22 protein-coding genes are annotated in these 24,093 nt (G+C 48.2%); 6 read left to right on the top strand and 16 right to left on the bottom strand.

The genetic code is table 11. The features are described 5' to 3' along the window. Positions 1-33: 33 nt before the first annotated feature. The 4 genes from EC840_RS11785 to EC840_RS11800 form a co-directional block, all read right to left on the bottom strand. On the bottom strand, positions 34-1,569 hold the full coding sequence (locus EC840_RS11785) for a phage portal protein (protein ID WP_165929028.1): 1,536 nt from the start codon (positions 1,567-1,569) through the stop codon (positions 34-36). After that, complete coding sequence (locus EC840_RS11790; RefSeq protein WP_132965456.1) at positions 1,556-2,041, bottom strand: hypothetical protein; 486 nt, start codon at positions 2,039-2,041, stop codon at positions 1,556-1,558. The genes EC840_RS11785 and EC840_RS11790 overlap by 14 nt, the downstream gene beginning before the upstream one ends. A 39-nt stretch (positions 2,042-2,080) precedes the next feature. Beyond that, positions 2,081-3,988 carry a terminase gpA endonuclease subunit gene (locus EC840_RS11795; protein WP_132965458.1) on the bottom strand — a complete coding sequence of 636 codons (1,908 nt, stop codon included), beginning with the start codon at positions 3,986-3,988 and terminating at the stop codon, positions 2,081-2,083. 887 nt (positions 3,989-4,875) lie between these two features. Continuing rightward, the gene (locus EC840_RS11800; RefSeq protein WP_132965460.1) at positions 4,876-5,376 is read right to left on the bottom strand and encodes a hypothetical protein; all 501 of its coding nucleotides are present in this window, start codon (positions 5,374-5,376) and stop codon (positions 4,876-4,878) included. Between the two features lie 579 nt (positions 5,377-5,955). On the opposite strand from EC840_RS11800, the gene EC840_RS11805 reads away from it, so the two are divergent. Together EC840_RS11805 and EC840_RS11810 are read left to right on the top strand one after the other, a co-directional pair. Next, on the top strand, positions 5,956-6,810 hold the full coding sequence (locus EC840_RS11805; RefSeq protein ID WP_132965462.1) for a phage antirepressor KilAC domain-containing protein: 855 nt from the start codon (positions 5,956-5,958) through the stop codon (positions 6,808-6,810). Between the two features lie 121 nt (positions 6,811-6,931). Next, positions 6,932-7,678: a hypothetical protein gene (locus tag EC840_RS11810; protein WP_132965464.1), complete on the top strand. Its 747-nt coding sequence runs from the start codon at positions 6,932-6,934 to the stop codon at positions 7,676-7,678. Positions 7,679-7,801: 123 nt separating this feature from the next. Here the strand turns inward: EC840_RS11810 and EC840_RS11815 are convergent, their stop codons facing one another. The 5 genes from EC840_RS11815 to EC840_RS11835 all read right to left on the bottom strand — a co-directional run bounded on the left by EC840_RS11815 (position 7,802) and on the right by EC840_RS11835 (position 12,591). After that, complete coding sequence (locus EC840_RS11815) at positions 7,802-8,698, bottom strand: abortive infection family protein (RefSeq protein ID WP_132965465.1); 897 nt, start codon at positions 8,696-8,698, stop codon at positions 7,802-7,804. A 548-nt stretch (positions 8,699-9,246) separates the two neighbouring features. Then, on the bottom strand, positions 9,247-9,834 hold the full coding sequence (locus EC840_RS11820) for a hypothetical protein (protein WP_132965467.1): 588 nt from the start codon (positions 9,832-9,834) through the stop codon (positions 9,247-9,249). Between the two features lie 327 nt (positions 9,835-10,161). Next, positions 10,162-10,398 (bottom strand): hypothetical protein, encoded by a 237-nt coding sequence (locus tag EC840_RS11825; protein WP_132965469.1) that lies wholly within the window; start codon positions 10,396-10,398, stop codon positions 10,162-10,164. A gap of 121 nt (positions 10,399-10,519) precedes the next feature. Beyond that, on the bottom strand, positions 10,520-11,410 hold the full coding sequence (locus EC840_RS11830) for a hypothetical protein (RefSeq protein WP_132965471.1): 891 nt from the start codon (positions 11,408-11,410) through the stop codon (positions 10,520-10,522). 293 nt (positions 11,411-11,703) lie between these two features. After that, positions 11,704-12,591 (bottom strand): nucleoside-specific channel-forming protein Tsx, encoded by an 888-nt coding sequence (locus EC840_RS11835; RefSeq protein ID WP_112291485.1) that lies wholly within the window; start codon positions 12,589-12,591, stop codon positions 11,704-11,706. A 352-nt stretch (positions 12,592-12,943) separates the two neighbouring features. Here EC840_RS11835 and EC840_RS11840 point away from each other — a divergent pair, with 352 nt between their 5' ends. Together EC840_RS11840 and EC840_RS11845 are read left to right on the top strand one after the other, a co-directional pair. After that, positions 12,944-13,405 (top strand): antitoxin Xre/MbcA/ParS toxin-binding domain-containing protein, encoded by a 462-nt coding sequence (locus tag EC840_RS11840; RefSeq protein WP_132965473.1) that lies wholly within the window; start codon positions 12,944-12,946, stop codon positions 13,403-13,405. Further along, positions 13,402-13,860, top strand: a complete 459-nt coding sequence (locus EC840_RS11845) for an RES family NAD+ phosphorylase (RefSeq protein WP_129638996.1) — start codon at positions 13,402-13,404, stop codon at positions 13,858-13,860. Before EC840_RS11840 ends, EC840_RS11845 begins: the two co-directional genes overlap by 4 nt. 37 nt (positions 13,861-13,897) lie before the next feature. Here the strand turns inward: EC840_RS11845 and EC840_RS11850 are convergent, their stop codons facing one another. Then, on the bottom strand, positions 13,898-14,350 hold the full coding sequence (locus EC840_RS11850; protein ID WP_112291479.1) for a DMT family transporter: 453 nt from the start codon (positions 14,348-14,350) through the stop codon (positions 13,898-13,900). 3 nt (positions 14,351-14,353) lie between these two features. Then, positions 14,354-14,788, bottom strand: coding sequence for a DMT family transporter (locus tag EC840_RS11855; RefSeq protein ID WP_112291477.1), 435 nt, complete (start codon positions 14,786-14,788; stop codon positions 14,354-14,356). Between the two features lie 102 nt (positions 14,789-14,890). Between EC840_RS11855 and EC840_RS11860 the strand changes: the two genes are divergently transcribed. Then, positions 14,891-15,820 (top strand): LysR family transcriptional regulator, encoded by a 930-nt coding sequence (locus EC840_RS11860; RefSeq protein WP_112291475.1) that lies wholly within the window; start codon positions 14,891-14,893, stop codon positions 15,818-15,820. 553 nt (positions 15,821-16,373) lie between these two features. On the opposite strand, the gene EC840_RS11865 is transcribed toward EC840_RS11860, so the two are convergent. The 4 genes from EC840_RS11865 to betI form a co-directional block, all read right to left on the bottom strand. Further along, positions 16,374-16,841: a GNAT family N-acetyltransferase gene (locus tag EC840_RS11865; RefSeq protein WP_132965475.1), complete on the bottom strand. Its 468-nt coding sequence runs from the start codon at positions 16,839-16,841 to the stop codon at positions 16,374-16,376. An 88-nt stretch (positions 16,842-16,929) separates the two neighbouring features. Continuing rightward, the gene (gene betA, locus EC840_RS11870; RefSeq protein ID WP_112289405.1) at positions 16,930-18,615 is read right to left on the bottom strand and encodes a choline dehydrogenase; all 1,686 of its coding nucleotides are present in this window, start codon (positions 18,613-18,615) and stop codon (positions 16,930-16,932) included. Positions 18,616-18,639: 24 nt separating this feature from the next. Beyond that, the gene (gene betB / locus EC840_RS11875; RefSeq protein WP_132965477.1) at positions 18,640-20,109 is read right to left on the bottom strand and encodes a betaine-aldehyde dehydrogenase; all 1,470 of its coding nucleotides are present in this window, start codon (positions 20,107-20,109) and stop codon (positions 18,640-18,642) included. A gap of 44 nt (positions 20,110-20,153) precedes the next feature. Next, complete coding sequence (gene betI / locus EC840_RS11880; protein ID WP_112289407.1) at positions 20,154-20,735, bottom strand: transcriptional regulator BetI; 582 nt, start codon at positions 20,733-20,735, stop codon at positions 20,154-20,156. A 235-nt stretch (positions 20,736-20,970) separates the two neighbouring features. Here betI and EC840_RS11885 point away from each other — a divergent pair, with 235 nt between their 5' ends. Continuing rightward, positions 20,971-23,025, top strand: coding sequence for a choline transporter (locus EC840_RS11885; RefSeq protein ID WP_112289408.1), 2,055 nt, complete (start codon positions 20,971-20,973; stop codon positions 23,023-23,025). A 75-nt stretch (positions 23,026-23,100) separates the two neighbouring features. On the opposite strand, the gene EC840_RS11890 is transcribed toward EC840_RS11885, so the two are convergent. Next, positions 23,101-23,976, bottom strand: coding sequence for an alpha/beta hydrolase (locus EC840_RS11890; RefSeq protein ID WP_132965479.1), 876 nt, complete (start codon positions 23,974-23,976; stop codon positions 23,101-23,103). Positions 23,977-24,093: the final 117 nt, after the last annotated feature.

The raw sequence follows: 24,093 nt of genomic DNA on the forward strand, positions 1-24,093 counted from the left end.
TCTCGCTTGTATAGTTTTATTTATGGTGCGATTTTATGTGTCTTCAACTTCGGCAATAGGGGCTTGTGCAACCTCGACTTTATTTGCCTGTTTCGGAACATAGAGATTTTTTTCAGAATCAATCTGTGCAAACACACTTTGAGGATCTTGCCCAGACTCAAGGATTACATCTGATCGTGATTTGAAACCTGACTCTACTTTCGCAATTTCTGTATTAACGTCTTTCTGCGGATCAACACTTTCGTATTTCGGAACTGTCCACGTTGTCGAATTAATAATTTCATGAACTTTCGTCATTGGAATATCTAACTTATCGGTCAGAATCGCCCATGCCAGCCATCGTTCGTAGATCACCTCAAGGACAACTTCCTGCAACGTTCGTTGGATACTGCGGAATAACTGGCGTTGAGCCATATCACCGAACCGTGCAGATGAATAGTTCACTCCAGCGGTATCTCCCAGCCAGCCTTGCTTATAGAAGCCAAAGCCCATCGCCATCTGCCCTTCCAGTTTCGAACTGAATGTATCGAAGCCATCACCACCCTGAGTAGTCGTGAACTGCTTCACATCCATACCAGCAGGCAATTTATGGATAGTTCCGGCCTCAAATTCCTGGATAATTTCAGGAGGTTCGTACTGGTCATCTTCTTCGCCATCAAGCCCCAGATCCATTGGAGTGGCGCTGTCTTTGTCTTGGGTGATGAAACCCATTGATGAAGCAGCAGCTCGCTTCTGAACGAGTGTTGCTTTGCTGTAAGCGTCGTATTGGATCAGGGTTGAAATATTCGCTACAAATTCTGGGATCCCGCGAAGCTGTCCGACAAACATCTCACTGTAATAATGGATACATTCAGATGCCGGTACGCCATAACGACCGCCAGTTTTACACTGGTTCATAAAATCGTATTGGGTAAACCAATATCTTACGGCCTTACCACTTTCAACGTCGTATTCGATACCGTTCAGAATGGTATTACCGTTTTCGCATAATTCTGACTGACCATACTCACAGCGTTCAGCTTCAATAAGTTCAATTTTGAATTCGTCACCTTCATGAATTCGGATAAAGACTTCACCATCCGTCATTCGTGCACGTTCGATCAATTGGCTGAATGTTCGAAAGTTCATCCGTCCATTACGACTAAACCGTTCTCGGCTGAAACTCCAATGCTGGAAAGCCCGCAAGATTTCATCGTTTACAACTTTATTCAGGTTACCCTTATTATCCATAACTCGGGGTTGTGGATTAATTCCATCTGCACCGATGATATTATCAATTTGGTATTGCACTGCTCGTTTACCAAATGGACTATTCACAGCAATGGTTCGAGACTGATCACGAACCTGCACAGCGCTGGCACGAATCGCTTTATTAATGCTTCCAGTGATCATCTGTTCTTGGAAATCACCATCTAATCGGCTGGTTGAAACTCCAATAGTACGTTTCATCAAATATTTTTCGAACGATTCACCGTTATCAATAATCAGTTTATTTTTGCGGCTTACAGTTTTCTGTTGCTTATGTTCCACACGCTTAAAGCGAGCGAATAATTTTTCAATTCCCAGCATTTCTAAATCTCGCTTTAATGGTTGTGATAGGCGACTTGCCTTTTTTAATTTCATCGGCTTGCAATGAATTTGTTAAATCTTTGACAAACTTGCTGCGTGCAATCATTAACGACTCGAGCGTTTCATAAACGAAACTCTTTCCATTGATGGTCATTTGCTGAATCGCGTCTTCATTATTCGTCATACGGGCAGTGATCAATGAATCGATAGAATTGATCATTTCGCGCAATTGATTATTTTTGTTTTCTTTTATAAATGGCGATTTGACTTTCAATAATTCAGTAGAAACGAATGTACCGTGTTTCATAATCACGATTGAATAAGAACCGGCTTTAAACCCATCGGTGGAAATTTTCATATTGGCGGGACAATTATCACCGGCGAATATGACTGTTTTCTCAGAACCAATAGTGATTGAAACTAAATCATCGTTTTGAATTTGAAGGTCTTCGCCGATGTAAATTTCTTTCATCGTGAAGTTCCTTAGAGATATATTCTATTTATACCGCCGTTACAACCAACCTCTTTTTCTTGCGGGTTTGGGACGACTCATAGGCTTGGAATAAGGTTTATCCAATTTAGGTGTAGTCTCAGGCACCTTTTCTTTTAAAACGTCGTGGGCATAGTTTAGAGGCTGTTCCGTGACTTTATTTATGGGCTGGTTTTTATTCGCCATCTTTCGCCATTCATGCCACTTTATTTCGTCTGCAACTTGTCGGCGAGCAGCGTATGCATATACGAAACAGTCCAGTGTTTCATTTCGTGATACGCCTTGTTTTTTCTCCCAACGTACCGTGTTACCAGATCGCTTTAATTCCTCAGACATAAGCTGTTCGTTATAGTCGTCTGGTACGCTGTCGGAAATCTCAAGGGTTTCAGATTTATGCACATTGGATTTGGTATTGCGGTTGATCAATTCACGGACAATGTTTTTGCCTTGGTTGACTCCCAACATGTACAACTCATATCCACCAGTCTTTGTAATCTTTACAGGGATATAAGGCGCATCGACTTGGTTATGACCCTTGATCGATTTGATGTTTGCCCACGTACTCGAGAACCGGTATACAGTCTTTGTGGCCTGCCCGTTACCGCTATCGATATTTGCCCGAGCCATTAAAACCCTTCGGCCTGAAACAGTCTTAAATGGGGCTTTGAGGAACGCCAGTAACTCGCGGTAAGCTTTCGATTCCAAGACATTCACGTTAACGTCGTAAAAGGAACGATGATCCAGTACGTAAACCTTATCCTGAGCATGACCCATCGTAGTGATTTCAAGACGGTCTTGCTGTTGGTCAATCCCTGCGGTGAGAAACAAAACGTCATCCGGAATATTTTCGATTCCAATAGCCGTTTTCAGTTTGTCGATGGCTGAAAGTTCTACATCTTCGTTCAGGCTGTCGTACGGAATGCCGAGTGCAGTGTTGTAAAACGTACTGAGGCTAAACGTCTGGAAGGCAGCGCTGTAATCTTCCACTACCGATTTGATCGTGCTCATAGGGCTGTAAAGTCGGTTGATGTGGAACCCTACTACGTTACTGTCAGGGTTGGTTACGACCCACTCCCCATTTTTCACTGCACGTAAACGGTCGCCCTCAGTGAACGCATGTTCGCATTCAGGACACTGGTATTTCGCAGTTGTCGGATCTGGAACAGATTTACCTTCAATTACTTTCCAGTCAAACTTCACGTTCTCCCAGATCATTTCTTGAGAATGACCGCAATTCGGGCATGGAACATGAAACTTCCTCTTGTCGCTGGCTTCGTACTCTTTATTGATTGCCCCCGATTTGCCTGTTGGTGTTGAACAAATAACAATTCGGGCATCCTCACCGAACGTAGTTGCACGCTGTTCAGCGATAATGATTGGGTTGCCTTCATCAGATTCGGTTTCAACAGCGTCTACTTCATCCAGAAGCATCAAGGGAAGCGTTTTACCGCGAAGATGGCTAGGGCTGTTCAGAGACATGAAGTACCAGAACCCACCATTCCGAAGCTGTACCTGTGACGTGTTGTTCACAGCATTCCGATCGTTCTTGTCAGTAATGTACTTTTGCATTTCTGGTGAAGCATCAATCATTGGTCGGATCTTGCCAGCCAACCATTGTGATGTTTCTTTGCCGGTCGCTTGCAGTACACCAGCGTTGCCGGGATTATTTGCGGTCTTGAAGAAAAGAATCCCGTTCAGAATGGTGGTTTTCCCAACCTGCGCGCTGGTCATGAGAACGATTTTTCGCTTCTTTTCGTTTATGACATCGATCATCCCTTCCTGAAAAGAGTACAAAGTCATTGGGCGACCGGCTTTTGGTCCATCAGGAAAAATCAAATTGGCCTTCACCCATTCGGAAGGAGTCAGGACAGGCGGTGGTAAAATAAATTTTTGTGCGTTTTTTAGTATGGTGAGAAGTTTGGTTTTCATGGCGAGGCTCCCTAATAGAGGTATTTATCGGGAAGCATTGAAAGGCGTTTGGTGGGAAGGGATTTGAAAGCGGAATTGTTGCGCTTAGTTACTGCCCTATCGTTTTCATCCGTTACTCTAGATAGCTCGCAGCTTTTTTTGCCGTTACTCTAGATAGCTCGCAGGCCGCATTCTACCGTTTCGCGCCGTTACTCTAGGTCGTCCGCAGCCCTTGCAGTACGAGGGATCCGGCAAGATAATAATATAAGCAATTCTTAGAAATCACTGAGTTCGGGCTACGCCCTCACGTATAAAATCAAAATCAAAAAAGACGAGCGAAGCGAGTGCGCGAAGCGCTAGTTAATCATTCTATGAATTGAATGATTAAGATTGGTAACTGAAATGATTTTTCTGAAATGATTAAGAATGGTAATTGTCATCTTCGGCTTCGCCTCGATGATCTCGCTTCGCTCGGATTTAAGTTTTTCTGAAATGATTTAGATTGGTGATTGAAATAATTTCAACTACGAGGCGTAGCCGAGTTTCACGCAGTGAGCGAAGCGAACAAGTGAATATCCTGAATGGTTAATTGATAACTAAATCGTTCAAAAAGCAGGCTATTATGGGTAGTTTTCTCTTATATAAAATATATATATTACTAAACTACCCATACCCCAAAACTACCAATCATCTTCGGCTTCGCCTCGATGAATTCGGGCTACGCCCTCATAATCCTTAGTTTGATAATTATTTTTTTGAAATGACTTCATTTGCCGTATCACAATCGCTCACCAGAGCCATTCTAAGCAATTCAAATTTGAAAGCCATACCATTATCATTTTTATTGAGAAAGCCTCTTAGGAGGCGTTACAGGAGGCTTTACAGCTATGTTTGGTGTTATAACAGCTTCACGGAAAATCAGTCCTGACTAAATTACGATATGAAGCCCACCCCAATATGAATTGGCGGAGTTCTTTTACACGCGGGGCCTCGTTTATCTGTCCATTCCTGACCTGCAAGGTAGCACCATTCTTCAACAGATAATCTCGCAGCTCAAAGTTATCTTCATATGAGCTGTTATCGTCGAAGCCTGGATTCAACCACTGAACAAATACTTCATAGCCTTCGTGAAAGAAAAAGTCGAAAGTTTCTCGTACATCTTCACGATACTGGGTTGAACAGAGAACAATTTGAGGTAAGGATTCTGGTGGAAGTATTTCACTGACATACATTTCTCTTTCTTCAGGCGAACCACTCACGAGAAAAACTTCAACCCATTGTGCGCCATTGAGATAGAGGCGGCGTTTGTTTTTTCCGGTTTTCACCGTACCGTCGAAGAGCCGGTTCCACGTTGTGGATTTTCCTGAATCCCGATTTCCGAGCACAGCAATTAAAAGTCGATCAGACATTTAACACCTACTAAACATTTGGTTTTTTTGAGCATTACACTTTCCCATGATTCTATACGAAACGACAATTATAAATTCACGGTATCCCATCTGAATTTTTCCAAAAATGCGCCGCTAAATACTCGTATGGAATGACTACTCAACGTCATCCAGAAAATCCATTTTCTTGCCTAATCCTACATTTAGTTTCAAGAAAACGAGATTTTAAGGTCACCTGCTAATTTTTTGGTTAAACAATACACAGCAAACCTTGCCTAATCCTGCAAATGGGTGGGGAAACAACACCACCTTAAATAACCATAGCGATTCGAAGGAATCGTTTTTTTAACCACTTTATATGGACACTATCCAACATGAGCCGAACAGCAAAATTAAACGAACACAGTGTGAAAGAACTCGCATCAAAATATTTGGCGGCTGCTCCCGCTGAAAAGAAAGCACTCTTGAAACAATATGGTGTCGTGAAACAGACACTTCACAACACAATGGCACGGTACGGAATCCAATTTGTGCGAGTGATGAATTAACAAAATAAAGAAGCCTTGCAATGGTGCAGGGACGACAAATAGAGAAAACCAAATGAATAACTTATTAACAGTAGTATCAAATAACACCCTGACCGCTCAACCGGTAATGATGGGTTCAAAAGAGTTGGCCGATGTGATCAACCGAAATAAAGATCATGAAAAAATCCCGAATGATATCCGCCACGACAAGGTGATTCGAGCGATTGAAACTATGTTGAGTAATCTGGGGCATTCCCCTCTAGGGGGGAATGACAAAAATCAACAAGTTACGATTACTACAGGGGTCATTTTGAAAACTGACTATCGAGGATTCAAAGAAGAATACTTGCTGGATCGTGACCATGCAATCTGTCTGGTCGCAGGTTATAGCACCGCGATCCGCATGGGTGTTATTCGTCGATTGCATGAACTTGAACAGCAGCAACAGCCAGCGTTTCCCGTGCCGCAGACGTTCGCAGAGGCTTTAATTTTGGCAGGCAAGCTTGAAGCCGAACGAGTTCAGTTATTACTCGAGAATAAAGAAAAGGAATCGATGCTGATTCAACAGGAAAAGGAACATGAAATCTTTGTCGACTCATTCTTCGATACAAAGCAAGCGATCCCCATCGGACAATTCGCAAAGATTACCGGCGTATTAGGAAAAAACCAGATGTTTGAATATCTGCGAAATACAGGTGTCATGATGTCCTCATTAGACCGCAACGAACCGTATCAGCAATACATGAAGCATTTCATTATTCGTGGTCAGTACGGAACACCTTTGCTGAAATGCACCAGCGCCAAATGGTTACTGAATCGTATGGTCAAAAGTGGCTTAATCAGTTCGGCCAAAAAAGAAATGTGTTATGGAGATATCCAAGCGAAATATTCTAACGATCTCGATGTCCTTCTAAACATCGCGGCATAAGAACAATGGGGCGAAAGCCCCTTCGTGAAACCCTCAACGAGGATTACAGAATGATAGGTATAAAAAAGCCCCCTGCGTCAACAGGAGGCTTCAAATGAACAACTAACTCACAGGTATTTATATGTCCCGTTTCAGCACAAATTTATTTCCACGCCCATACATCGACAATTGTTTTTCAGTTTATAGCATCCAGTCAAAAACCGATGAACTGCAACCGGTAACTTATTGGGGCGGCAACTTTGTTGAACTCAAAGACTCACTAAAGAAAGTTGGCCTGTATACCGGCGCAATGCGAAAAAGAATCAAAACTGTTTCCGATAAAGTAAATGAATTGATCCTGCCGGAAGAGATAATCAGCTACGTGTTCTTTCAGACCAATAATAAAATGACTAAACCGGCGATTTTTATTTGCCTTGAAAACAACGACAGCAAAGAGGGTCGCTTAATCTGTTCATCGGTAAACATGATCATTGAAGCTGGTCACCATGTCTTCGGTAACCGGTGTGATTTTTATCTCGGTTCATGGGAGGCGAGAACATCACACAAGGGCAAGCCGTATATCTGGGTCAATATGTGGGATAGTATTTCGGAGAACCCTATCGTGTTTCGTGGTAAATCTAAAAAAAGCATAAGTGACATTAAACATGAGCCTGAAACCGCACCGGCCGCATCCGAAACGTTTATTGATCCTGAGCCAATACAGTCCTATGTTGATTTGATGGTGGGCTGTATGGCATTGCCAACTGGCTTTAATAAGCAATGCAAGAAAACAAAACAAATCACTTATTCCGGTTTGACCGATGAAGAAAAATCAGCACGTGATTATAGGTCTAAACTTATAACTGATAAATACCAAAGCGAACAATAATGGTTAATATATTATGGTTTATGTCAACTGTTCCGATCGCGAGTCGTTGAATGAACGGCATGAGGTAGCAGATATCTTGTCATTTTTAAGCTGCTCCCTCACATTAGTTGAATTGGATGCACGCTATCTATCTTTATGGGTCTCAAATAAAAAGACTGCCAAAGTAGAGGCCGCTCCTATTGCAAGTCTTGCGTGTCGTGCTCCTAGCCCCTTGGTTTTCGCACTTTTACCGTGGCCTGTCCCGTAACTATTACGTAGTTCAGCTATACCGCTGGTGATGGTAACGAGGTTGCTTAAAATTCGTTTGATGCTATCAGCGGCCTTTGCAGAATCAGAAATATCAGGGGGGGTTAGCTTTAGTTCCTTGACTGTGAGTCTTACAAGCTTCGGTAATTCCAGAGAATCATAATCATCAATACCGCGTTCATCGAGAATAGTTTTACATACAGATTCAATCAGCTCCTTAGCCGTCCCAATCGCCAAGCCAGGATCATCATTGACTGCACTTTCCATTCGCGTAATTTGCCGAACTAAATAGTCACTATCGGCAGTTTCGAATTTTCCTTTTAAGGCGTTGAGATGTGTATCGGTTGAGGGTGAAATCCTCTTGGCTGCGTATAGCGAACGCCCGTTGATGCTTGTCTTGGCTACTAGCTCGTAGTCAGCATCCTTAAGCAGAAGATTAAAACTGTCTTTTAGTTGTTCAACCTCAGTTGGATTTGATCTCACTACAGGGTGTAGACATTCACAGAGAAATTTTAGAAATTTTTCATCGCTATCGTCCAATAAACCGAATCTGTTATCTCTAAGAATCCAGTTGTCTTGCCAGTCATCATTGTTGATGCGGTGTTGCCAGATATCTTGTTCAGCATTGCTGTATCGAGCATCGTGCGAGGGCATTCCTTGCAGATTATATAGGCGAGACAGGAATTCGGTTTCTTCAAGTCTGCCAGCCCAAAAGAGATTATGGATATCAAAATAATCAAAAATATCGCGACGTAAGCTTTCAGAAATCGTCATCGAAGGGATCCTAAGATTGTATTATTTAGTTGTAAGAGAAACGTGAGTAAAATTGCGGATAAGCACCTTACTAAGGCTACAACAATTTGTATAGGGTGTAGATTTCCAAACGTCCGGTTCTGGTATACGATCATCTGTCTGCCAAGCATGATTATACACCACAAGTTTCTGTTGCAACGTTGATTGTCTGTCAGGGTGACAAAATCCCCCCAATCACGGAACGCATCCAGTGGCCGAGAAAATCGATCACCGTAACGCAACACATCGTTCAGGTAACTGAAATAAGATGGTAACAAAAAGCCCCCGATCATAGGACCGAGGGCTTTAATTGAATTCGTCAACATGTCTAAGTATTAACGACAAAGCAATCTTGAAAAATTGCTTTAGCATGTATTTAGGTTGTGGCCGAAATTATGAGTTCAAGTTTTTTTTGTATTTGTTCCAATGCGTATACAACCAAAAATAATAAACCAATTACTGTTGCTGCAAGCGTTATTGTCAACATGATGTTCCCCTTTCATGCATGTATTTAGGGAAGTATTTTCAGGCTAATATTCCAATTCGATACTGGTCTGTTCTTGGGTATCCGAACTATCATCTTCTGGAACAGGATCGGTTGTTTCGCTATCGTCTGGAAGTACGATCGATTCCATCATTTCTTCTGAAATGAGCAGATCCCCTATCTCTGTCAGAGCATGGTTTATAATTTCAGCAAGCTTTTCTTTCGTGCTGCTTTGGTCGATTGCCGCTTCCATAACCTCAACCGCTTTTTCGTTTGGAATGAGACGGATCACATCTTTGAACTTAGTGAGATACTGATTCAGCGCTGACTGAACCTGTTCTGTAGAGATCAACTGCCCAGACTCTTTGAACGATGCGTATTCTGCCATATCGCTCTTAGCCTTTTGTTCACGCAACTTTTCCCTGTCCATTTCATCTTTGACGGACATGTTCCTCATAGGGTTGATTTTGTTCTCGACGATCCATCGCGTAGCCTCAGATTCAATGCAACTCTTCTTAACATCGTCGAACGGTAATCCTTCTGCACGCCACGATTTTACCGCATTAAAAGAGTAACCATAACGGTGGGCTAAATCGCTGAGGGTGACTATCGCGGGTGGTTTAGGTTTTGCCATTTTATTCTACCTTTCAATAACGTATGTGATTATATTTTTCTATACTGTTATTTAGAGGCATGGATTACATCCGATATTATGTTGAACTGAACACGTTTTAAAAACCCACACGCGCCACAAACATTGGGCGGCTGAAACATCTCGACGTCTAGATGGCTAAAAAGAACCTATCAATTTCGAGCTGCACGTTCCAAAAGAGAGCATCATCGGATTTTCATCGAGTAAGGTATTGCAGTTGGTCTACTTGGCTTATAGCGGGTAAGAAAATCGATAGTCTAAGGACATTAAGCCCACAATTTCGTGGGCTCGATAGAAGACTATGCTAGGTTATTTTTTAACGATTATTGTATAAGTTTCGTAACCTGGAAGTTCATTATCAGTCATGATTGTTGCATTAACAACTCTAGCAGTGCCGTTATTGATATTATCCGATAGCATTTTGATTGTCCCAGATGCATTACCCGTGAAGTCGAATAATGTAGCATCTGACTGATTAGCGATATAATTTTTATCCTGATCTGACAGACCGTCTAACTGGTCAGCCTTAATACCATTATTATTCATTCTGCTTCCTTTTTTAATTGTACGAACCGATAACGGTTTTACATCAAATCTAAACATTTCAAAAGGGAAATCTATCAGTCGTGTTCACATATGACTTATGACACATTGAGCCCCATTGACATCAACTGTCCCTGTTTTTCGTTTTCTTTCCTTCTCGCTTGTGTAATTGCTGCATTACTAACCATTCGACTGGGCTAAGCGGTCTATTTTCGGTAAAGAATTTTCCTTTGGGGCTATCATGGATCTCAACAGCTTTAGTGGATATCAAATCCTTGAATATAAATTTCTTATCAGCGTTGCTTAAGTTACTTAACTGTTCCAAGGGTGATGAACCAAGCTTTGCCATCCTTGTGGATTGACTCGAAAATTTCGATTCCTCTGCAATTCGTTCATGCATGCTAATGACATAGTTATCGATATACTCACTCACAGGGATACCTGTCAGTGTTATGATTCGCCCCGAAATATGATGTGAAAAACAATTGTCAATTTCGTATTGTATTGAAGATTTCATTTCATTGTAATCATCACCTGAAATATTCAATGAGTGTTTCTGCACAAGGAAATAGATATCCACAGCAAAGTTAAAGATCGCAGGATATATATCTACATAATTTTCGTAAAAATTAAAAACTTCACGAATATATCTTTTAGTTTGGTCAGTCGGCGTTTTATCTATAACATTTTCTACTATCTTTACAGGTAACAAACAAAGAATACTCAACTCCGCACGCACATTACCCATATCTTGTGATTTGATCCCTTTCGAATCATTCAATAATTCAGATTTATGAAGTGCGTAATTTCGTAATGCTTTTAAAGAAAGGTATCGTTTATTGTCCTTGCTGACAATTACGCCAGTTGCTAATTCAAGTTTTTCGATAGAACTACATAACGAGTTAAGCAAGTTGTTCAAATCATCTGAATCCGATGATGATGTAAACGTGTAGTATCTTTTGAAAAATCTGGATATCTCAATTTCACAACTTTCTTTTGGTGTCAAAATGTCCATGCGTGAGTTCTCCTTAGAGGTATTCAGGTCAATAAAAGTGTATGGAATGGGTAAAAACATTGTTTGAAATTAAGTAACAACATGGTGATGTTGTAAGTACTTAGCACAACGCTCGCTCTTAATTGGGAAATGTGATTTGGCGCGCATTATGCCACAACGGCGCGTTGGGATCGCCTCCCCTTGTGTACATTTTTCGCGCAATAGCTAAAAAAGTTCCCTGCACACTCAATGATCGTGGGGAAATAAAAACAAAAACCCGACATAAGCCGGGTTTTACAGGTCAGATTCGGGGATCAGAAGTTGTAGCCGATCACGCCGTAGTAACCCCAGCCGGTGGACTTCACATCGAAGTTACCGTTGCCGAAGTTCAGCTCTGCGCCGTCAGCCCACTGGCCGCCGTTGTGGAAGTAACGCGCCACGAACGAGTAATGCCAGTGCGTGTAGTTCAGGGACAGAATATGGCTTGAGGCGATAGAGTTGTTAGAACGCGCTTTGTTGCCGTTCACGTCACGCATATCGTCATCACCCAGTGAGGAGCCCCAGTCGAAGTTGGTGAACCCGATATAGCTCAGGTTGCCGCCCCACAACTGAGTCAGCGGAACAAAGTATTTCACTTTGAAACGGTAACCGTCCCAGCTGTTTTCGTTGGCAGCGTTGTAGTTTTCCCACTGGTATTTTGCATACACGTTCAGAGACAGGCTCATCGGCAGGCCGGTATCGATATCGGTGCCCAGACCCATGTACCAGGTGTTCTGACGGTTTTCGCTGTCCGGACCCATATCGTAGATATAGTTGTTCGCGAAATACCATTCTTTGAACGGACCAAAGCTCAGATCAGTGCCGGTCAGCTTATCGATAGAGAAGCGCGGTTCGATTTCCATAAACAGCGGAGAACCGTTTTTATCCCAGATACCGGTGTCGTTACCGTTACCGGCGCCGAAGGTTTTAGGAATATCGATATAGCCGTAGAAATCAAACCAGTCTTTGTGCGCAAACGCTTCATATTCAAGGTAAACATCGTTACGCAGTGTCGGCCCGAAACGGGTATCTGCGCTGCCTACAACGTTAACACTCTGGTGCCACCAGTCAGAAACAAATTCGCCCTTGCTATCATCAGCGAGCACGGTCGCGCTGTAGGACAAAGCCATCAAAGCGCCTGCTGCAATAATTTTATTTTTCATATTTATACCAGAAGCGGGGGGTGGGACAACGCCTTGCCACTTTCAGACGTTGCATAAAACAAACCCTAAAACTGTGATCCGCAACCGATTGCTGCACATAGTGCATAAAACCTGCAATTTCCAGTTACTTCCTACAAGAGTCGACTTTTCTTAGCTAATAAATAGATTTGGTCAAGGTTTGTCAATTTCTGTTTCATTCTGATACATCCCGAATGTGATATTGATCACACATATGTTTCAGGTGTATTTCATTCACGTGATCAGGGGCCAGAAAAAAACATCGTTCATAAAATGAACATTCGTTATTTGTCATGCTATAGTAATGACAAATAACGGTACGGAGGAACGCAGTATGAGTTCAAAAATTTCCGGGCTGTCTTCCAGCCTTTTGCAAAAACCTGCAACACCGCTTTGGCAATCTGCGGGACTTCCCGCAAGCAGCGGAATTAGTTTGATTAATGCCATACAAAAGGGATTTCCGGTTGATAGTATCAGCCGTCTTAATACTGAGCTGGGATGGCCGAAAATGGTGTTACTGGAAATAATGGGGATTAACGAACGTAATTATGCGCGTCGTAAAGCCGGGAACGGATTGCTGAAAAGTGAAGAGAGCGAGCGAGTGGCGCGGCTGGTACGCATCGTAGATGCCGCCACCGATTTGTTTGAAGGGGATCGTGTCGCTGCGCTCGAGTGGTTCACCCGCCCTGCTCCGGCACTGGATGGCTCCCGCCCGCTGGAACTGCTGTCCTCTGAAGCGGGTGCGGTGGAAGTCAGCCGTTTGATCGGTCGTCTTGAGCACGGTGTTTTCAATTGAAGCTGTATCGTATCGTGCAAACCCGCCATCTGGCGACAGCCTGGTCTGGCGCAGGTGCGCAGCTTTACGGCGGGCGCTGGAATCCACCGGGCAGGCCGGTGGTTTATGTCACCACCAGTATTTCGCTGGCGATCCTGGAAATCCTGGTGCATTTGCAAAACAGTATGCTGATGCGGTCGTATACCTTGCTCAGTATTGAAGTGCCGGAGGAACTGCTGGATACGCTGGAAGTTTCCGAACTGGCATCTGACTGGCGGAGTGCATCGCCGCCGGACAGCACACAACGCCAGGGTGACGCCTGGCTCGAGGAAGGTGATTATGTCGGGCTGAAAGTGCCGTCGGTCATTGTGCCGTCGGAATACAACGTGTTGCTGAATCCGCAGCATCCGGCTTTTGTCGATTTACTGAGTTCAGCAGAACGCGAGCCGATGATATTTGACCCGCGCCTGCAATAGCCACTATTACAGAGACGGGTCTTTTTACTTTCAGAGATTATTCCGCTTTCCGGTTACTGCGGTATATCAGCGCCAGCGCAATGATCAGGCAGGGAATAGCCGCCAGCCGGTGCCATGACAACGCAATTTGCGGATTATCCAGCCAGCCGAAATTATCGATCAACATCCCCATACTCAGCTGTCCGAGGATGACTGCAACAGTCGCCGCTGCAGTACCGACACGCGGGACGGCAGTCACCATCACAATGATGTACGGCACACCAAATAATGCCCCCGCAAGTTGCCATTTCGGTACCGTCAGCAAGGTTTCCGGTTGCGGTGTTTGCAGGAATAACACCAGCACGGCAGTAATTGCTGCGCCGACGCTGAATGTCAGAAAGGCGCTTTTCAGCACACCGACCTTTTCCCCTAACTGCCCGTTGACTGCCGCCTGCATACTCAGCGCAGCACCTGCGACAATCGCAAGAATAATCATAATCATTTCAGTCATGTTTCAGCCCCAGGCAATCAGAATAAGTGCAGCAACGATAAACAGCAGAGCCAGCAGGCGTTCACCGCCGACTTTCTTATGCGGCGTACCAAACCAGCCGTAATGGTCGATCAGCACACTTTTCGCCACCTGCCCTGATAAAATCGCAATCATTGTCATGCCAATACCAATGACCGGTGTCGCGAGGGTCAGCACCACGACATACACGGGACCGAGGACGCCACCCAGCAGTTTCCAGCCCGGTTGTTCTGTGAAAGACGGCGCATTACGCGGGCTAAAAAACAGCACCAGCAAACCGGTCAGTACGGCACCGACACCGAAAATACTCAGTGTTGCCCACAGATGCCCGACTTCTGTTCCCAGCGGACCAATCAGTCCTGCCTCCAGCGACAGCCCCATCCCCGCCAGAATGACCAGCGGAATTAACATCAGATTCATTTTTACCCTGCTTTTTGTTTTTTGAGAGGCGGCGACTATAGCGTGACAGAACTATGCGAAAAACAGCACAATGAGGAAAATACCTTTGCAGGAATTGCACAGATGAAAGGTTTTAATCAGATCAATATTCAGGCGTTACGGCTGTATGTCGCCGTACTGGATCAGGGCAGTTTCTCTGAAGTGGCGCGCCGGGAAGCGATGTCGCCGTCAACCGTATCGCGGGTGATTTCACAACTGGAACAGGCGTTACAAACGCAGCTTTTGTACCGAAATACGCGTGCCGTCAGTCCGACAGAATCGGGCAAACTGCTGGCAGAACATGCGCGTCAGGTACTGGCTCAGCTGGATCTCGCCGCGCTGGATTTACAGGAACAGGACAGCGAACCCGGCGGACTGATCCGCATCAATGCTCCCGTAGTGTTTGGCCAGCGCCACCTTGCGCCGTGGCTGCATGAGCTCAACGCACGATACCCGCGCCTGAATATTGAACTGATGCAAACCGATGATTTCATCGACCCGTTACAGGACAGCGTGGATTTGCTGATCCGCATCGGCGTGATGACAGATTCCACTTTGCAGGCGCGTACGCTTGGCCACCAGAATTTCCGCCTTGCCGCGAGTCCGGCGTATCTTGCCCGCGCAGGAACGCCGAAAACGCCGGACGATTTAGCCAGTCACAGTTGTCTGGTTTTCAAAGGATTTGCCGGTTCGCAGCGCTGGTATTTCCGTCAGCCTGAACAGGAATGGCGCTCGCTAAACCTGCGGGGATCACTGACCAGTAATAATGCAGAAACCCTGACGCAGGCGGGGATCGACGCCATGGGGCTGGTTGTATTTCCTACCTGGCTGATAGGCGATGCATTGCGGGACGGTCGTCTGGTCAGCGTGCTTGAAGACTATCAGGTATCGACGTCACCGGAGCCGCAAACCATATCGGCGCTGTACCCGAACAGCCGACGCCCTTCGATCAAAGTACGGGCGGTGATTGATTTTCTGGTGGAGAAGTTTGGCAGCCCGGCGTATTGGGAGTGAGGCAGTTGCACCAGGAGGGTTATTGAATAGTCCGAGACAATTTCGGTTTTTCAAGTGCTGTGATCACCTGACTCGCCGCGCCGAAACCGACCAGAGGGGAAAGGCTTTTCCCCTCTGAACTCCCCTCGCCTTTTTCAACACGCGCTCCGCTCGCTGGCTATGTTTCAGATATCTCCGCGACAGGCTGGAAATCTTGCCGCTGTGCGGTTCCCTCTCTCGGTCCTGAAGCCATTGGTCTTCAGGCCGCTCCGTTCGGCAAGATTTCTGAACCGCCCGCAGGATCTTAGATTCAAAACCAAAGGGTTTATCTTTTAGAATAGTTGATTGGCGTGCTCAAAATTCAGCTGAACGGAGCGGCTTCGAGACCTATGGCTCGAAGACCGAGAGAAGGCAGTGCGAAGCACCTGAATTTGCGCCACTTACTAATGCATCAGAACACGTCCATCGTCCCAGCGGCAGCGCGCAGTAAAAGAGCCGGAGATTCTTAAGAGACGCGGCGATAGGCGCCTCTTAAGGCCGGTGTGGGTGGCAACCCACGGTGTTGGTGTTAAAGCTAGAGGCTACCGCCGCCTAACTCCATCCCCACATGCGCAATCCCATCTTCATCATAAATCTCCGTATACGCCACAAACCCCAGCCGGCCATAGAATCCCTGCAAATGAGCCTGCGCGGAAATCGCGACGCGCGCGCCCGGCCAGTGTTTCTGGCAGGCTGCCAGTGCCTGTTCCATCAGCTGATATCCCAGTTTCATGCCACGTGCGGAAGGGGCAACAATCACCCGTCCGATTGCCACCTCATCATCGGAACGCAGAATACGCGCATAGGCGGCTATTTTACCGTCCAGCCACGCAACGATATGACGGTTTTCACCGGTCAGATCCTGCCCGTCGATGTCCTGATATACGCAGGTTTGCTCGACCACAAACACTTCGCTGCGCAGTGACAGAATGGCGTAAAGCTGTGCCGTGTTGAGTTCGCTGTGATGGTAATCCTGCCAGTGAAGCGATGAAGATCCGGTCATGAGTAAGTGCCCTGCCTTTTCTGAAAGCCAAAAAAAAGAGATATTCCTGAGAATATCTCTTTTTAACACAGATTTTACAGCCAATTTATCAGGCAGATTTCTTCAGCGGTGTCGTGCGAACCGGTGCATCGCCTGCGGTGTAATATTCTGCGGTACTGCGCGGTAACGGCTGACGCCCGCGGATTTTATCGGCAATCTTTTCTGCGATCATAATCGTCGTCGCGTTCAGGTTGCCGGTAATGATCTGCGGCATGATGGAGGCATCCACCACGCGCAGGCTTTCTACCCCGTGAACGCGCCCTTCTCCATCCACCACTGCCATCTCATCAGTACCCATTTTGCAGGAGCACGAAGGATGGAACGCCGTTTCGGCGTGCTCGCGGATAAACGCATCCAGTTCTTCATCAGTCTGTACGTTTTCACCCGGACTGATTTCACGACCACGGTAAGGATCCAGCGCTGGCTGATTCATGATTTCACGCGTGATGCGGATAGCGTCGCGGAACTCGTGCCAGTCCTGCTCGGTTGCCATGTAATTAAACAGGATGCTCGGATGCTGGCGCGGATCTTTCGATTTCACCTGCACGCGGCCACGGCTTGGCGAACGCATGGAACCCACGTGCGCCTGAAAACCATGCTCTTTCACCGCGTTGCTGCCGTTGTAGTTAATCGCCACCGGCAGGAAGTGATACTGAATATTCGGCCAGGCAAACTCTTCGCGGCTGCGGATAAAACCACCCGCTTCGAACTGATTGCTTGCGCCGACACCGGTACCTTTAAACAACCATTCTGCACCAATCGCGGGCTGGTTATGCATCTGCAAGGCCGGGTATAAAGACACCGGCTGAGTGCAGCTGTATTGCAGGTACATCTCCAGATGATCCTGCAGATTCTCGCCGACGCCCGGCAAATCATGAACCAGCGGAATCTCCAGACGGTTGAGCAGCTCCGCTGCGCCGACACCCGAACGTTGCAGAATTTGCGGTGACGCAATCGCGCCGCTGCACAGCAACACTTCACGTTTCGCTTTCGCCGTTTTAGCGTTGTAGTCGTCACCGTGGAAATAGCTGACGCCCGTGGCGCGCTTGCCTTCAAACAGAATTCTGTCAGTCAGCGCGTGCGTCACGATAGTCAGATTGGCACGCGGTTTGGCCTGATCCAGATACCCGCGCGCTGTACTTGCACGACGGCCTTTCGGTGTAACGGTTCTGTCCATCGGACCAAAACCTTCCTGCTGATAACCGTTCAGATCGTCGGTACGCGGATACCCTGCCTGCACACCGGCTTCAATCATCGCGTGGAACAGCGGGTTATTGCCTTTTTTCGGCGTCGCCACACTGACCGGTCCGTCGCCACCGTGAAAATCATTCGGACCGATATCGCGGGTTTCGGCTTTGCGGAAATACGGCAGGCAGTCCAGATAACTCCAGTCTTCCAGACCCGGCGCTTTCGCCCAGTTATCGAAATCCATCGCGTTACCGCGGATGTAACACATACCGTTAATCAGCGAAGAACCGCCCAGACCTTTACCGCGCCCGCATTCCATACGGCGGTTATTCATATGCGGTTCCGGGTCGGTTTCATACGCCCAGTTATAACGACGGCCCTGTAACGGGAACGCCAGCGCAGCAGGCATCTGTGTGCGGAAATCCAGACGATAATCCGGGCCTCCCGCTTCCAGCAGCAACACGCTGACATTGCTGTCTTCGGTCAGCCGGGTGGCGAGAACGTTGCCGGCAGAACCGGCACCAATAATGATGTAATCGTAATCCATTAAAATCTCCTCTGTCGCGGCGGATTAAAAGACTGAGCTGAATTCGCCCAGTTCGACCTGCACGGATTTGATTTGGGTGTAATGCTCAAGCGTGGTGACGCCGTTTTCACGACCAACGCCGGAGTGCTTATAGCCGCCGACCGGCATTTCTGCCGCCGATTCGCCCCACGTATTGACCCAGCAAATCCCGGCTTCAAGTTTGTGAATAACACGATGCGCACGGTTAAGATCCTGCGTCACCAGCCCGGCAGCCAGACCGTATTCGGTATCGTTGGCGCGGCGGATCACTTCCTCTTCACTTTCATACGTCAGAATGCTCATCACCGGTCCGAAGATTTCTTCACGGACAATCAGCATGTCATCGCGGCAGTCGGTAAAGACCGTCGGGGCGACATAAGCGCCTTTCGCGTATTCGCCGGAAGTCACGCGTTCGCCGCCGGTCAGTAACGTCGCGCCTTCACGCTTGCCGCTGTCGATGTAACGCAGCACGGATTCCATGTGTGCGAAGCTGACCAGCGGGCCGAAGTTGATGTTTTCGTCAGTTGGATCGCCCAGACGGATACGCTTCACGCGTTCCAGAACTTTAGCTTCAAACGCTTTGTGCAGTGCTTTTGGCACAAACACGCGGGTGCCGTTAGTACACACCTGGCCGGAGCTGTAGAAGTTCGCCATCATGGCGATGTCAGCCGCTTTATCGAGATCCGCGTCTTCAAAGATGATCAGCGGAGATTTGCCGCCCAGTTCCATCGTCACTTCTTTCAGCGTGGACGCCGACGCGCTGGCCATGACTTTCTTGCCAGTTTTAATGCCGCCGGTGAACGAAACTTTGGCGATATCAGGATGATCGGTTAACGCCTGGCCGACGCTGGCTGCACCGGTGACTACGCTGAACACGCCGTCCGGCACGCCCGCTTCGGTGTAGATTTCCGCCAGTTTCAGTGCGGTCAGCGAGGTGTTTTCGCTCGGTTTGAACACCATCGCGTTTCCTGCCGCCAGCGCAGGTGCGGATTTCCACAGCGCAATCTGAATTGGGTAGTTCCATGCGCCGATACCTGCGACCACGCCCAGCGGCTCGCGGCGGGTATACACGAAGGAAGAATCGCGCAGCGGAATTTGCTGGCCTTCGATGGCAGGGATCAGCCCGGCGTAATATTCCAGCACGTCTGCGCCGGTGACGATATCCACCGCCAGCGTTTCCGACAGCGGCTTGCCGGTATCGGCGGTTTCAATCGCCGCCAGCTCGTCGTTGCGTTCACGCAGAATATCCACGGCGCGGCGCAGAATACGTGCGCGGCTCATGGCCGTCATTGCCGCCCAGACTTTCTGGCCTTTCTGCGCGGATTTCACCGCCAGATCGACATCGGCGTGCGTGGCGGATGGCAGCGTGGCAATCACGTCGCCATTGGCCGGGTTCACTGCATCGAAGGTTTCATCACCGGTACTGTCCTGAAAACGTCCGTTGATATAAAGTTTTTGCGTGCCGTAGCGGGACATAAATCTCTCCTCGGTCTGTGCGGTCTGAAGGTTTTCTGCCTGGCTCATGTGAGCTGCGATTCGATGTGGCGGCGGGTGATTTGCATCGCCTCGGCGCGGTTAAATTCTTTACCGCTAAGTGCGCCGCGCAGCCACAGGCCATCAATCAGTGCGGCGGTGCTTTGTGCCGCCAGACGTGCCTCACTTTTGGGCAGAAAACGTCTGAATTCAGAACATAAGTTTGAATAGAGCCGGCGGCTGTTGACCTGTTGCAGACGGTACAACTGCGGGTGATGCATGCTGCTCGCCCAGAAGGCCAGCCAGGTTTTCATCGCCGCGCTGTTGGTCTGACTGTCGTCAAAATTGGCTTCTGCAATCGCATGCAGTCGCGCCGTCGGTGCAGTATCTGTCAGCTGCGCTAACCGCAACTGCACCCCTTCCCCCAAATGACTGAGCAAATAACGCATGGTCGCTTCCAGCAGCCCATTCTTGTCACGAAAGTAGTGACTGATGATGCCGTTGGAAACGCCTGCACGGCGTGCGATCTGCGAAATCGACGCATCGTGCATCCCGACTTCGTTGACCGCCGCCAGGGTTGCCTCAATCAATTGCTGCCGTCTTATCGGCTGCATTCCTACTTTGGGCATGGTTCCGGCTCCTGAAAATGAGCGGGTTGAAACGCGCTTAAAAACCGTTTTTTTACGCTTTCGTACAACCTTGTTAACGCTCTTACGCCACCTATTTAACTTTTTTTTGATTGAACGTTCAATTAAAAATGCATATATTTTATTACCAATACGTTAGTAATTTGTATGAATTTTGGAGTTGGTAAGAAGCCAATTTATTGAAAAACAGTGATTAATTAGCAAGACAGGGGAAAAAATGGCGATTGCCGATACGACAGATAAACAGAGCGAAAAACCTCGCGACCAGCTCAACAAGGTGGTGTTCTTCACCTCCGCAGGTTTGATTTTAGCCTTCACATTAATGACCATTTTCTTCACCGATTTATCGGGAAAATGGATCAGCCTGACCCTCAACTGGGTGTCTGCTACATTTGGCTGGTATTACATGCTGGCGGCGACGCTGTACATCGTGTTTGTAGTGTTCATAGCCTGCTCGCGCTTCGGCTCGATCAAACTGGGCCCTGAACAATCCAAACCCGAATTCAGCATGATGAGCTGGGCGGCCATGTTATTTGCCGCCGGGATCGGCATCGACCTGATGTTTTTCTCGGTCGCCGAACCGGTAACGCAGTACATGCTGCCGCCGGAAGGTAACGGCCAGACGCTGGAAGCCGCACGACAGGCAATGACCTGGACGCTGTTCCACTACGGCCTGACCGGCTGGGCAATGTATGCGCTGATGGGGATCGCGCTGGGCTATTTCAGCTACCGCTATAACCTGCCACTGACCATCCGTTCGGCGCTGTACCCGATTTTCGGCAAACGCATCAACGGCCCGATCGGTCACAGCGTGGATATTGCCGCCGTCGTCGGCACCATTTTTGGTATCGCGACAACGCTCGGTATTGGCGTGGTGCAGCTCAATTACGGGCTGAAAGTGCTGTTCCATATTCCGGAAAACCTGACCGTTCAGGCCGCCCTGATCCTGCTTTCGGTGATCATGGCGACGGTATCGGTCACGTCTGGCGTGAACAAAGGCATCCGAATTCTTTCGGAACTCAACGTGCTGCTGGCGCTGGGGCTGATCCTGTTCCTGCTGTTCTTTGGCAATACCGAATTCCTGCTCAATGCGCTGGTGCTCAACATCGGGGATTACATCAACCGCTTTATGGGCATGACGCTCAATACCTTTGCGTTTGATCGCCCGACGGAATGGATGAACAGCTGGACCCTGTTCTTCTGGGCATGGTGGGTGGCCTGGTCGCCGTTTGTCGGCCTGTTCCTGGCGCGTATTTCACGCGGGCGCACCATCCGTCAGTTCGTGCTCGGCACGCTGATCATTCCGTTTGTCTTCACCCTGTTGTGGCTGTCGATTTTCGGTAACAGTGCGCTGTATCAGATCCTGCACGGCAATCTGGATTTCGCCAACGAAGTGATTGCGCACCCTGAGCGCGGCGTTTACAGCCTGCTGGCGCAGTATCCCGGCTTTACGCTGAGTGCTTCTGTCGCCACCATCACCGGCCTGCTGTTTTATGTCACCTCGGCGGATTCCGGTTCACTGGTGCTGGGTAACTTCACCTCAAAACTGGCGGACATTAATAACGATGCGCCGAACTGGCTGCGGATTTTCTGGTCAGTCACCATCGGCGTGCTGACGCTGGGGATGCTGATGACCGACGGCGTTTCCGCGCTGCAAAACACCACGGTGATTATGGGGCTGCCGTTCAGCTTTGTGATTTTCTTCATCATGGCCGGATTATATAAATCGCTGCGGCTGGAAGATTACCGCCGCGCCAGCACCCAGCAGAATCTGGCGCCGATGCCTTCAACCAGCGACGCGGCGCTGAACTGGAAACAGCGTCTGTCACGGGTGATGAACTATCCGGGCACGCGCCATACGCAGAAAATGATGGATACCGTCTGCCGTCCGGCGATGCAGGAAGTGGCGCAGGAACTGGAACTGCGCGGGGCGAAAGTGACGTTCAACGAACATGAGCCACAGGAAGACGAGAAAATCGGGCCGCTGGAATTGCAGGTGGCGCTGGGCGAAGAACAGAACTTTGTGTATCAGATCTGGCCGGTGCGTTATGCCGTCCCCGCCTTTACCTATCGCGCACGTGCCGGTAAATCGAATTATTACCGTCTGGAAACCTTCCTGCTGGAAGGTACGCAGGGCAATGACCTGATGGACTTCACCAAACATCAGGTAATCAATGACATTCTGGATCAGTACGAACGTCATCTGAACTTCCTGCACATTAACCGCGAAGCGCCGGGGAATACCCTGACCTTCCCGGAACAGCCGGTTTAATCACCTAAACCTGATAACAACGACCTCACAAAAAACCCGCGTAATGCGGGTTTTTTTATGTCCGGAAACGTGCGCTTAACGTAAAAATGGCAGGACTTTTTCCAGCAGCAGTTCCGGCTGTTCTTCGGCGATGTAATGCCCGCAAGGCAGCGCCTCACCCTGCACGTTTTCTGCCACCTTTTCCCACTCCGCCAGCGGCGCAAAACATTTCCCCACCGTGCCCTGTTCCCCCCACAGAACCAAAAGCGGACACTTCACTTTGCGGCCTGCATTCACATCCGCTTCGTCGTGTTGCAGATCGATACCCGCCGACGCGCGGTAGTCCTCGCAAATCCCGCGTGCCGTGCCATCCAGTTGCAGACAACGCAAATAATCTGCGTAAGCTTCTTCGGTGAAAGGCTGCATACCGGCGCTGCGGCTGCCCATTACGCTGCGCAGATAGAGATCGGCATCGGCCATGATTAATGCTTCCGGCAGCGGTGCCGGGCGGATCAGGAAAAACCAGTGCCAGTAAGCGCGGGCGAAGGTTTCAGTCGTCTGGCGATACATGGAAAGCGTCGGAGCGATATCCATCAGCACCAGTCGCCTCACCGCCTGCGGATGATCCAGCGCCAGCCGGTGCGCCACACGGGCACCGCGATCGTGAGCGACCACGCTGAACTGATTAAAACCGAGCGCGGCCATCAGCTCAAACTGATCCTGTGCCATTTCGCGCTTGCTGTAGCGCAGATGCTCCGCATCCGGCTCCGGTTTACCGCTGTCCCCATAACCGCGTAAATCGGCAAGTACCACGGTGAACTGAGACGTCAGATAAGGCGCGACTTTATGCCAGATCGCCTGAGTCTGCGGGTGTCCGTGCAGCAATAACAACGGTTCCCCCTGACCGGCAATGCGGCAGGCAATTTCGGTGCCGTTAACGGCCATCCGCCTTTGGGTAAAATGTACAAACATAGGTTTTCTCCTTTTTTACCCATCTTAGTCGCTGATGAACCGGCAACAAGGCCGCAAGTGGAGATTGCCGCTTCACGGATCGTGTTTTAACGCTCCACACTCAGCCCGTTGCCCGAT

The organism is Rahnella sp. JUb53, assembly GCF_004346065.1.
In the GTDB taxonomy this organism is placed as follows: Bacteria; Pseudomonadota; Gammaproteobacteria; order Enterobacterales; family Enterobacteriaceae; genus Rahnella; species Rahnella variigena.

Coding starts and splice junctions, on each gene's coding strand:
- EC840_RS11785 (WP_165929028.1), bottom strand. CDS start 1,569: ATGCTGGGAATTGAAAAATTATTCGCTCGCTTTAAGCGTGTGGAACAT.
- EC840_RS11790 (WP_132965456.1), bottom strand. CDS start 2,041: ATGAAAGAAATTTACATCGGCGAAGACCTTCAAATTCAAAACGATGAT.
- EC840_RS11795 (WP_132965458.1), bottom strand. CDS start 3,988: ATGAAAACCAAACTTCTCACCATACTAAAAAACGCACAAAAATTTATT.
- EC840_RS11800 (WP_132965460.1), bottom strand. CDS start 5,376: ATGTCTGATCGACTTTTAATTGCTGTGCTCGGAAATCGGGATTCAGGA.
- EC840_RS11805 (WP_132965462.1), top strand. CDS start 5,956: ATGAATAACTTATTAACAGTAGTATCAAATAACACCCTGACCGCTCAA.
- EC840_RS11810 (WP_132965464.1), top strand. CDS start 6,932: ATGTCCCGTTTCAGCACAAATTTATTTCCACGCCCATACATCGACAAT.
- EC840_RS11815 (WP_132965465.1), bottom strand. CDS start 8,698: ATGACGATTTCTGAAAGCTTACGTCGCGATATTTTTGATTATTTTGAT.
- EC840_RS11820 (WP_132965467.1), bottom strand. CDS start 9,834: ATGGCAAAACCTAAACCACCCGCGATAGTCACCCTCAGCGATTTAGCC.
- EC840_RS11825 (WP_132965469.1), bottom strand. CDS start 10,398: ATGAATAATAATGGTATTAAGGCTGACCAGTTAGACGGTCTGTCAGAT.
- EC840_RS11830 (WP_132965471.1), bottom strand. CDS start 11,410: ATGGACATTTTGACACCAAAAGAAAGTTGTGAAATTGAGATATCCAGA.
- EC840_RS11835 (WP_112291485.1), bottom strand. CDS start 12,591: ATGAAAAATAAAATTATTGCAGCAGGCGCTTTGATGGCTTTGTCCTAC.
- EC840_RS11840 (WP_132965473.1), top strand. CDS start 12,944: ATGAGTTCAAAAATTTCCGGGCTGTCTTCCAGCCTTTTGCAAAAACCT.
- EC840_RS11850 (WP_112291479.1), bottom strand. CDS start 14,350: ATGACTGAAATGATTATGATTATTCTTGCGATTGTCGCAGGTGCTGCG.
- EC840_RS11855 (WP_112291477.1), bottom strand. CDS start 14,788: ATGAATCTGATGTTAATTCCGCTGGTCATTCTGGCGGGGATGGGGCTG.
- EC840_RS11860 (WP_112291475.1), top strand. CDS start 14,891: ATGAAAGGTTTTAATCAGATCAATATTCAGGCGTTACGGCTGTATGTC.
- EC840_RS11865 (WP_132965475.1), bottom strand. CDS start 16,841: ATGACCGGATCTTCATCGCTTCACTGGCAGGATTACCATCACAGCGAA.
- betA (WP_112289405.1), bottom strand. CDS start 18,615: ATGGATTACGATTACATCATTATTGGTGCCGGTTCTGCCGGCAACGTT.
- betB (WP_132965477.1), bottom strand. CDS start 20,109: ATGTCCCGCTACGGCACGCAAAAACTTTATATCAACGGACGTTTTCAG.
- betI (WP_112289407.1), bottom strand. CDS start 20,735: ATGCCCAAAGTAGGAATGCAGCCGATAAGACGGCAGCAATTGATTGAG.
- EC840_RS11885 (WP_112289408.1), top strand. CDS start 20,971: ATGGCGATTGCCGATACGACAGATAAACAGAGCGAAAAACCTCGCGAC.
- EC840_RS11890 (WP_132965479.1), bottom strand. CDS start 23,976: ATGTTTGTACATTTTACCCAAAGGCGGATGGCCGTTAACGGCACCGAA.